This is a genomic window from Megamonas sp. Calf98-2, assembly GCF_900110235.1.
GTDB classification, from domain to species: domain Bacteria; phylum Bacillota; class Negativicutes; order Selenomonadales; family Selenomonadaceae; genus Megamonas; species Megamonas funiformis.
Genome location: NZ_FOCY01000046.1, coordinates 1 through 10,152, shown reverse-complemented (window position 1 = coordinate 10,152; position 10,152 = coordinate 1). Strand labels below are relative to the sequence as shown.

At 33.0% G+C, this 10,152-nt stretch carries 6 protein-coding genes and 2 pseudogenes; 4 read left to right on the top strand and 4 right to left on the bottom strand.

What is annotated here, in order from left to right; genetic code table 11:
• Nucleotides 1-94: 94 nt before the first annotated feature.
• From BMX03_RS10455 to BMX03_RS10440, 4 genes are all read right to left on the bottom strand, one after another.
• Nucleotides 95-769, bottom strand: a complete 675-nt coding sequence (locus BMX03_RS10455) for a TerC family protein (protein WP_091695287.1) — start codon at nt 767-769, stop codon at nt 95-97.
• A gap of 245 nt (nt 770-1,014) precedes the next feature.
• Nucleotides 1,015-1,896 (bottom strand): LysR family transcriptional regulator, encoded by an 882-nt coding sequence (locus BMX03_RS10450; protein ID WP_008539202.1) that lies wholly within the window; start codon nt 1,894-1,896, stop codon nt 1,015-1,017.
• A 58-nt stretch (nt 1,897-1,954) separates the two neighbouring features.
• Entirely contained in the window at nt 1,955-3,877 is a 1,923-nt protein-coding gene (cobT, locus tag BMX03_RS10445; protein WP_091695285.1) for a nicotinate-nucleotide--dimethylbenzimidazole phosphoribosyltransferase, read from the bottom strand.
• Nucleotides 3,864-6,050 carry a Tex family protein gene (locus BMX03_RS10440; protein WP_091695282.1) on the bottom strand — a complete coding sequence of 729 codons (2,187 nt, stop codon included), beginning with the start codon at nt 6,048-6,050 and terminating at the stop codon, nt 3,864-3,866. Before BMX03_RS10440 ends, cobT begins: the two co-directional genes overlap by 14 nt.
• 191 nt (nt 6,051-6,241) lie before the next feature.
• On the opposite strand from BMX03_RS10440, the gene metA reads away from it, so the two are divergent.
• From metA to BMX03_RS11545, 4 genes and pseudogenes are all read left to right on the top strand, one after another.
• Nucleotides 6,242-7,174, top strand: a complete 933-nt coding sequence (metA, locus tag BMX03_RS10435; protein ID WP_008539197.1) for a homoserine O-acetyltransferase MetA — start codon at nt 6,242-6,244, stop codon at nt 7,172-7,174.
• 29 nt (nt 7,175-7,203) lie between these two features.
• Nucleotides 7,204-8,409 (top strand): D-alanyl-D-alanine carboxypeptidase family protein, encoded by a 1,206-nt coding sequence (locus tag BMX03_RS10430; protein WP_091695279.1) that lies wholly within the window; start codon nt 7,204-7,206, stop codon nt 8,407-8,409.
• An 84-nt stretch (nt 8,410-8,493) separates the two neighbouring features.
• Nucleotides 8,494-8,982: pseudogene (locus BMX03_RS11550) on the top strand (sugar O-acetyltransferase); the annotation flags it as partial.
• Nucleotides 8,983-9,303: 321 nt separating this feature from the next.
• Nucleotides 9,304-9,663 (top strand): annotated as a pseudogene (locus BMX03_RS11545) (sugar O-acetyltransferase); the annotation flags it as partial.
• Nucleotides 9,664-10,152: the final 489 nt, after the last annotated feature.

The following is a 10,152-nucleotide window of genomic DNA, read 5'->3' as shown; positions in this document are numbered from 1 at the left end:
CCATAAATAAATTTAGGGGCTTTACGCTCGCATTTGGTAAAAATAAAAAAGCTCTATTAATTTTTTGATAACTAATAGAGCTTTTAGATATATTTTATTTTTTAGCTACTTTTTGGCTATAAACGATAATTGCTCCGATAAAGAGAACAGGTAGAATATAATTCATATATTCAGTTAAAGATAACAAGAAATTACCAATGATTTTATCATGAAGTATCATACTAGCAGAAGTATAAGCTAAGATAGCAGAGCCAAGAGTGATGAGGATAGGTAATCTATCCATTAAGTTGGAAATGATTTGGCTACCCCATACAACGATAGGAATACTAATAGCTAAACCTAATAATACAAGCATCATATCACCATGAGCAACACCAGCGATAGCCAATACATTATCTATGCCCATAGCAGCATCAGCAATGATAATTGTTTTGATAGCAGTGGCAAAACCAGTAGAAGCACTAAGAGAATTTGTATCTTCAAGATTGTGTTTTTCTGGTTTTAATAATTTAAAAGCTATTGGCAATAAGATAAGACCGCCGATTGCTTGTAGAAAAGGAATTGTTAATAAATATGTTGCAATTAAAGTCATGATAGCGCGAATTACTACAGCACCGGCAGTACCAATATAAATGGCACGTTTACGCATATTTTCTGGTAATTTACGAGAAGCCATAGCAATGACTACAGCATTATCACCAGCTAATACTAAATCAAGTAAAATAATAGAACCTAAAGCTAATAAAAATTGAGTAGATAAGATTTCCATAAATTGCTCCTTCCATTAAAAGTCTTTTGAACACAAAAAAAGACTTTTAATACACACATGAATTATATGCGTATTAAAAGTCTCACTTATCGAAAATAATCGACGTTATTGCCAGAAGCGATTGCTACAGTGATTGTTGACAATAACACAAGGAAGTTACTCCCTTTTAATATCGTTATTATTATAATAGATAAATATAAAATCTGTCAATGATAATAGAAATAATTTATTTTAAAAAGTAATGATTATTTATTTGATGATAATTGTAAACATTCATCAATTACTTCTTGCATTTCTGGTGGTATGAATTTGTTTTTATGATAAACAATATTAAATTGACGTTTAAATACAAGTTCAGGCATAGTAAAAGTTTTTAATTTGCCTTCTTTTAATTCATCTTTGATAGCTTCAGTGGAGATTACAGAAACACCTAAACCGCTGATGACAGCTTTTTTTATAGCTTCCATGCTATTGTAAATACCAGCAGTTTGATAATAAATATTATGTCTGTGCATTACTTGTTCAAATAATTCACGAGTTCCACTGCCTGTTTCACGAACGAAAAATCTTAGTTTTGTTAAATCTTCAAGAGTGATTTCTTTATCAGCTAATGGGTGATTTTGTCCAATGATGAAGACTAATTCATCATTCATAAAAGGTTTAGTAATCAAGTATTCAGAATGGATTTCACCTTCAACTAAAGCTAAATCTAAGCTATCATTTAAAAGCATTTCTTCAAGCTCAGAGGTGTTATGAATTTCTGAAAAGATTTCTTTGCCAGAACCATTATGGGAAATATGCTGAATTAAATCAATGAGAAAATTACTGCCGATGGTGATACTAGCACCAATGCGAAGATGATATACTTCATTGAATGCACGCATAGCTTGTTCTGTTTGAGCGTTCAGATTGATCAAATTGCGAGAATAACGTAATAATCTACGACCTGCCTCTGTAATAAAAATACGACGACCTAAACGTTCAAATAGAAGTGTTTGATAATGTGCTTCTAATTCTTGAATAACTTGACTAACAGATGGTTGAGTCATATGAAGTTTTTTGGCAGCAGCAGTAATACCATTTTCTTCACAAACTTTAATAAATATAGCTAAATGTCTAAGTGTCATTATTACTCCTCTTTGTATTTATAAAATCTAAAATTAAAAATGTTTCACGTGAAACATTTTATTTATCTACTTGAATACCAGCTCCAGGTCCATCAGTAGCTATGGCAACGCCTGCTTCAGCAAATGTCTTCATATCTTTCATCATTTGAAGTGAGGCGTCAATTAATTTCATGCCCAAGCTACAGATACAACCACCGCCTGTAGTTATATTTAAGTCTAAATAATCAGGACATACAAACATTAGATAAGGATTGATAGCAGGAGCTAAAACTAAAGCGTATTTTAAAGCAATAGTGGATACTAAATCATCAGATAATGTCAATATGCCATTGCTAGCAGCACCTATGGCGATACCTGCCATAAAAGCGATTTGTTGTAAATCTTCTGTAGGTGTTAAGGAAAGAAAACCGCGTTTACCGTAACGTAAATCACCATTAGGTAGACATAATTGTTGTTGAATATTTAAGCTAAATGTACCACAAATTTCTTTAGGATGAGTTTCACAGCAAGCTATGCCTAAAACTTCAACATTTTTAATTTTAGAGCCATAACTTATACCTTGTAAAAGACTGAAGGATAATGTCTTTTCTGTGAGATTGGATTGTGGAATAGCAGTGAAATGATAATCTGCATTAGCATGATGAGCAAATGATTGAGTGAGTCGATGTTGTACGATACTACAGCTTTTTTCAGATGTTAAAACAATGATTTTTTTACGTACAGATGTAGGTTTCACTTTTTTTACAATACCAGATATATGTTCAGCTATTTCTTCTAATCTACCTAAACTATAAATAGGTTTAGTCAGATTATCAATGCGAAATCTACATTGTTTTTGTATATCTGCATCTAAAGCTGGAATATTGCGAGTGCGTTTTAATAATGTGGTCTTTGTATTTAAATCTGCTTGAGGAATGTTAGGGCGTATTAACTTATCTGTTTCAGCAAGTGCTGCTTGATATACAGATTGATAAGCTTCAATAGCACAGTCTAAGATATTAACAGCGATAGATGAGCCTGTAGCTTCGCCTAAGCGGAACTGTAAGTCCATGTATGGAGATAGATTTAATTTCTTTAAAATAGCATTATGAGCTGGTTCAGCAGCCAGGTGAGATGCCATGAGATAATTTGTTATTTCAGGGCAAATAGCTTGAGCGACTAAAGCAGCTGAGCCTGTATTAAAACCATCTAAAACGACAAAGCAACGATTAGCGGCAGCACCTAATATTATGCCTGTGATACAAGCAAGTTCAAAGCCACCTAATTTACTAATGACATCAATACCATCATTAGGGTCAGGTTTATTTACTTTTAAAGCTTGTTTTACTACTTCAATTTTAATGGCAAGTCGTTCATCAGAAATATTAGTTCCTCTACCTGTTGCTTGTTTAGGTGTTAGACTACAAAGACAAGCTACCATAGCAGCACTTGATGTAGTGTTGGCAATACCCATTTCTCCAGGCAAGAAACAGCGATATCCTTGTTTAGCATATTCATTTACAAGTTCTATACCAGTTTCAATAGCACGGATTGCTTGTTCACGAGTCATTGCAGGGCCTTTAGCACAGTTTTGTGTACCATGAGCGATTTTGCGGTCGATTAATCCAGGAATATCATCGACAGGAGCTTTGATACCCATATCTACAACTATCATATCAGAACCACAAAAATTAGACATGCAATTGGCTACAGCACCTTTAGAAACAAGGTAATTTTTAGTCATATGTGCTGTTGTTTCTTGAGGATAGGCACTGACATTCATTTCAGCAACACCATGGTCACCACAAGTTATAATAGTGAATTTTTTAGGAATTTCAGGGTGAATTTGACCTGTGATACCTACATAGCGCAATAATAGATTTTTTAACTCACCAAGACCATCTGCATTTGTCATGGTTTGAGCTAATTTATTTTCAACAAATTTTATCGCTCTTTGATCTGGTGGTAAGATTTTTTTTATAGTTTGATTAAGCAAGGACATTATTGTTCTCCTTTGTTACTTGTTTAAGGCTTAAGCCAATGCGATTGCGTTTAGCATCTACACTGATGACTAAAACATTTAAAATATCACCAACAGATACAACATCTAATGGGTGTTTTACATGTTTATTGCTTAATTCAGAGATATGAATAAGACCAGCAGTCTTGATACCAATGTCAACAAAAACACCGAAATCAGTGATATTGCGAACTGTACCACGCATGATAGTACCCACTTTGATATCTTCTAATTTGATGATATTTTGGCGTGTAAGTGGTGCTGGTAAATCTTCACGTGGGTCGCGACCTGGTTTTGTTAGAGCATCTAAGATATCTTTAACAGTAAAAACGCCAGCATTTAATTTAGTAGCTAATTTATCTATATCTACTAATTTGATTTTAGCTTTAAGTAAATCTAATTTATTTTTATCGGCTAAATCTTCAAGGGAAAATCCTAATTCAGCTAATATTTGCTCAGCAAGAGGATATGATTCAGGATGTACAGGCGTATTATCAAGTGGGCAAGTAGCACCATTGATGCGCAAAAATCCTGCACATTGAGTATAAGCTGTAGGTCCAAGGCGAGAAACTTTTAATAGTTCTTTACGTGAAGAAAATATGCCATGTTCATCACGATATTTAATGATGTTTTTAGCTACAGTAGCATTGATACCAGCAATATGTTTTAAAAGAGCAGCAGAAGCTGTATTTAGTTCTACACCTACATGGTTAACAGCAGCTTCAATAACAGCATCTAAAGTATTAGCTAATTCTTTTTGATTGACATCATGTTGATATTGACCGACACCAATAGCTTTAGGTTCAATCTTTACAAGTTCAGCTAATGGATCTTGAATACGACGAGCGATAGAGATAGCACCACGAATAGTTACATCATATTCAGGTAATTCTTCTACAGCTAATTTGGAAGCAGAATAAACAGAAGCACCTGCTTCGTTAGTGATTAAATAATGAACAGGTAATTTATGTTCATTGATTAAATTAGCTACGAATTCTTCTGTTTCATAAGAAGCAGTACCATTGCCGATAGAGATTAAATTTACTTTATATTTTTGAATATAATCTAATAGCTTCTGTGCAGATTTTGCTTTAGCGTCATCACTCATAGTGATATATAATACACCATGGTCTAAAACTTGTCCTGTAGCATCGACAATTGCCATTTTACAACCTGTACGATATCCAGGGTCAAGTCCCATTACAGTATAACCAGCTAGTGGTGCTTGTAAGAGCAATTGTTTGAGATTGGAAGCAAATACATGGATTGCTTGAGTCTGAGCTGTTTCAGTAAGCTGATTGCGAATTTCTCTTTCAAGTGCAGGGAAGATTAGACGTTTATAGGCATCAATGATTGCATTTGTAAGAAATTCTTTGTATGGACTATTCTGTTTTAAGATAAATTTAGTGATGATAGCAATATCTTTATCTATATCACTGATTAATTTTACTTTTAAAATATCTTTACTTTCACCGCGATTGATAGCTAAAATGCGATGTGATGGTAGATGTTTAATTGGTTCTGTATAATCTTCGTACATGAGAAAAGCTTCATCACTGTCAGCTTCTTTATCTCTAGTAATGTTCAATGAAGAAGTTTGCCAGAGGTGCTGGCGAAGTTTAGCACGAATATCTGCACTATCAGAAATAGTTTCGGCAATGATGTCAGAAGCGCCAGCGAGTGCTTCATCACTAGAAGTTACTTCGTCATTTAAATATTTCAAGGCGATATCTTCAAGTTTTTCAGAGCTATCTTCTTGTTTTAAGATAAATTGAGCGAGTGGCTCTAAACCTTTTTCTTTAGCAATCATAGCACGAGTGCGTTTTTTCTGTTTATATGGTAGATATATGTCTTCAAGTTCTTGAAGTTTTTCTACTTTATCTATAGCCAAGGAGAGTTCAGGAGTCATTTTTCCTTGTTCTTCAATGTTATTTTTTATTTCATTTTGACGTTTAATTAAATTACGTACATAAATAAGCTTATCGTTTAAATCACGAAGCTGTTCATCCTTCATATCGCCAGTTGCTTCTTTACGATAACGTGCGATAAAAGGAATTGTATTACCTTCGTCTATGAGTTTTATAGCAGCATTTATTTGACTTGTTTTTAGTTTAAGTAGATTTGCTAGATAAGCTGTGATATTTTGTTCAAGCATAAAAAGTCTCCTTAATAAATGTTATTAGTAATTATATCATATAATATGAAAAAAAAGTTATAGATAAAAGCTCAAGAGTCAAACTCAATCTTAATTGACGAGGTTTTATCGCTGTGATAGAATTAACGCCATAGCAAAAAGCTTTTAGATATTACATAAAATTTATAATAATAGTGGGAGGATAAGAAAATATGCCTATAAAAATACCAAGTACATTACCAGCTTCACAAATACTAGAGAGCGAAAATATTTTCGTGATGGATACCGAAAGAGCTTATACACAAGATATTCGTCCCCTCAAGATTTTAATTTTAAATTTAATGCCTAATAAAACTGTTACAGAAACGCAATTATTAAGACTTTTAGGTAATACACCGCTACAGATTGAAGTAGATTTTATTTACACAGAGTCTTATTTACCAAAACATACATCAATACAGTATTTATCTCAATTTTATGGTACTTTTGAAGATGTAAAAGATAAATATTATGATGGTTTTATCATTACAGGTGCACCTGTTGAACGTATGGAATATGAAGAAGTAGCATATTGGAAAGAAGTATGTGAAATTATGGATTGGAGCAGAAAACATGCTTGGTCTACTTTCCATATTTGTTGGGGTGCTTTTGCAGGACTTTATCATCATTATGGTATAAAAAAATATTATGAACCTAAAAAGGTATTTGGTGTATATAAACATCATTTAAATGTAAAACATGAAAAATTATTCCGTGGTTTTGATGATGAATTCTATGTACCACATTCTCGTCATATCGGTATGAAAAGAGAAGATATTGAAAAAGTAAAAGATTTAACTATTATGGCAGAAGGCGATGCAGGAGTTTATATTGTTGCTAATTTGAAAGATAATGAATTTTTCATTACAGGTCATGCGGAATATGATCCATATAGCTTGAAAAGCGAATATGATAGAGATATAAAAGCTGGTATGGATATGCATATTCCTATCAATTATTATCCTGATGATGACCCAACAAAAGAACCGATTGTAAGATGGAGAAGTGTAGCTAACTTATTATTTAATAACTGGCTTAACTATTATGTATATCAAGAAACTCCATATGATATTGATACACTTAAACAAAATCCTAGACGTAAATAAATTAGATAAAGAGAGAAGCGTTTATTTTTATGTATTTAAAAAAGATAGCTATAATTTTTAGCTTATGTTTATTGATTTGCAATATAGCTTTGGCAAAGACCTTGCCTAACCCTGATACAAGTGCAGTATCAGCTTGTTTGATAGATGCTGATGATAATGGTGTATTATACGGTAAAGATGAAGATAAAATAATGCATCCTGCTAGTACCACAAAAATAATGACAGCAATTTTAGCTTTAGAAAGTGGCAAATTAGACGAGCCATTAGTAATAACGCCAGAAGCAGTGAATACAGAGCCTTCTTCTTTGGGTTTAAGATTAGGCGATAAAATAACTTTAAGAGAAGCTTTGACTGGTATGATGATAGTATCTGGTAATGATGCAGCCGTAGCTGTAGCGCAAACAGTAGCGGGAAGTGTACCAGCATTTGCTAAAATGATGAATGACAAAGCAAAAGAACTAGGGGCAGTAAATACGCATTTTCTAAATCCTCATGGACTTACAGCTCAAGGTCATTATTCTACTGCTCATGATATGGCAATTATCGCAAGTTATGCTATGAAAAAGCCTGAATTTAGAGAAATAGTAAGTAAAAAAGCATATAATATGAAATACATGGATGGTCATACTGAATATGTAACTACTACAAATCGCTTTTTAAAAAGTGGTTTTGAAGGTGCTAATGGCATAAAGACAGGTTTTACAAATGCAGCAGGAGATTGCTTAGTAGCTTCAGCTACACGTGGGCAAAAAACTTTGATTGCAGTATTTTACAATGATGATTATCGTTGGGACGATGCACCAACTTGGCTTGAATTTGGCTTTAGTTTCTATGACCCTAGCGAGTTGCAAGATAAAACTGTAGTGAGTAAACAAAATGTAATTAAATTAAATAAAATTACAGAACAAAGAATAAAACACAGTAGAGAAACAAATAAAAATTTAGCAGCTTTAGATGCTGCAATTGTTAACAAAGCTAAAAGCTTAAATAATAAAACAATAGATGTAGTAGATACAGCACAACAAACAAAAGCAAAAGATGTAGATGTAGCTGAAAATACAAAAGTAGAAGTATCTAGTGATGTAGACAATAATATAAATAATGATGAGTATAAAGAAAATAATAGTAGTGAAGAAAATGTCGAAGTTGTTTCTGATGTAACAGCGGATATGAATACAACTGAGATAACAACACCAGAAGAATTGAACCCATCATTAGAAAAGTATGTATATTGATTAAAAAAAGAGTCTTGTTATCAAGGCTCTTTTTTTGCTAAACTAGAGAAAAGAATAAATATGTATTTTGAGGAGTAAAGTTGTATGACAAAAACAGCAAGAGAATTACAAGAAGAAGGATTATTATACGATGTTTTTGAACAAGAATTAACTGATATAAAAGATAAAACATATGGTTTAGTCAGTGAATTGAGTAGAGCTAGTCATTTTGATACGGAATATGTGATGTCTTTAGTAAGAAAAATAGTAGCGAAAATAGGTCAAGATAGCTATATTGTGCCACCATTTCGTTGTGATTATGGTGACCATGTATTTATTGGCAATAACACATATATAAATTACAATTGTTGCTTTTTAGACTCAGCAAAAGTTACGATTGGCGATTATGTATATATGGGGCCAAATTGTAATATTTTCACACCATGTCATCCTATTCATCATGAATTACGCAAGGAAAAAGTAACTGAATACGCACTTCCAGTAACAGTGGGTTCTCATAGTTGGATTGGTGGGGATGTAGTCATTACTCCAGGTGTTACTATTGGTGAAAATTGTGTCATTGGTGCAGGTTCTGTAGTAACAAAAGATATTCCAGATAATTCAATTGCTGTAGGTAATCCTTGCAAAGTAATTAGACAGATAAATGATAAAGATAGAGAATATATAAATAGTTTGATTTTAGATGATGAAACAAAAGATAGCAAATATAAACAAGAAAATGGTTATATTTATAGTGCCAAAGATGAAGCTATTTTTAATATAGTGAAAGATACAGTTCATTATGTAGAGATTTTAAATAAATTATCTAATAGTGAAATTCAGCGTCGTAGAGATTTCTTAAGAACTTTTGTGGCAAAATTAGACGAAGGTGCTATAATTAATAGCCCATTTTATATGGAGTTTGCTAATCATTTAGAAATGGGTGTAAATAGCTTTATCAATTATGACTGTATTATGCTTAATAATGCAATGGTAAAATTGGGTGATAATGTATTAGTTGGGCCAAAAGTAAGTTTCTATACAGCTATGCATCCAATTGACGCTAAACAACGTGAACAATGGCTTGTATATGCTAAGCCAATAACTGTTGAAGATAATGTATGGATTGGTGGTTCAGCTACTATTTTAGGTGGTGTAACTATTGGTAAAAACGCCATTGTAGGTGCTGGTGCAGTAGTAACAAAAGACGTTGAGCCAAATACAATAGTAGTGGGTAATCCTGCTAGAGTTTTGCGTAAAATCACAGCAGAAGATAGTAAGAAATTTCAAGAAGAATTAGCAAAACAAAAAGATGTAAATAAAAGTGAATTTGATTATTGTGAGCCACACACTTGTGATTTTAATCATGAGTTAGGCAAACAAAATAGTCAGCGTATATAGAAATATGTATGTAGAGATAGACAAAGAGCTATCCAATACTGTTTGAATTGCTGGAAAACCCTAAAGATATCTGAACTACAACGTAAACATGAAATAGAGTTAAGCGTGAATGTGGCGAAAGCAGAAAAAATCAGATATATAGCATAAGGTTAAATCCTAAGTGCTGAAAAATGGATAATCAGCAGCGAAGCTCCGAATAGGAGAACGTTCAACGACTATTCCTCTTGAGGGAAGTACTCAGTAAGCGATTGACTGAGGAAGTGGACAGACTCTAACAGGTAAAGCTGAGGGATAAGATATAGTCTGTGCCGTTATGAAAGTAACGGAAGTTCATAAGAGAACTGTATAGAAAGTAGCGTTTCT

Excerpts from the sequence above, each read along its gene's own strand:
- BMX03_RS10455 (WP_091695287.1), bottom strand. The coding sequence starts at position 769 with ATGGAAATCTTATCTACTCAATTTTTATTAGCTTTAGGTTCTATTATT.
- BMX03_RS10450 (WP_008539202.1), bottom strand. The coding sequence starts at position 1,896 with ATGACACTTAGACATTTAGCTATATTTATTAAAGTTTGTGAAGAAAAT.
- cobT (WP_091695285.1), bottom strand. The coding sequence starts at position 3,877 with ATGTCCTTGCTTAATCAAACTATAAAAAAAATCTTACCACCAGATCAA.
- BMX03_RS10440 (WP_091695282.1), bottom strand. The coding sequence starts at position 6,050 with ATGCTTGAACAAAATATCACAGCTTATCTAGCAAATCTACTTAAACTA.
- metA (WP_008539197.1), top strand. The coding sequence starts at position 6,242 with ATGCCTATAAAAATACCAAGTACATTACCAGCTTCACAAATACTAGAG.
- BMX03_RS10430 (WP_091695279.1), top strand. The coding sequence starts at position 7,204 with ATGTATTTAAAAAAGATAGCTATAATTTTTAGCTTATGTTTATTGATT.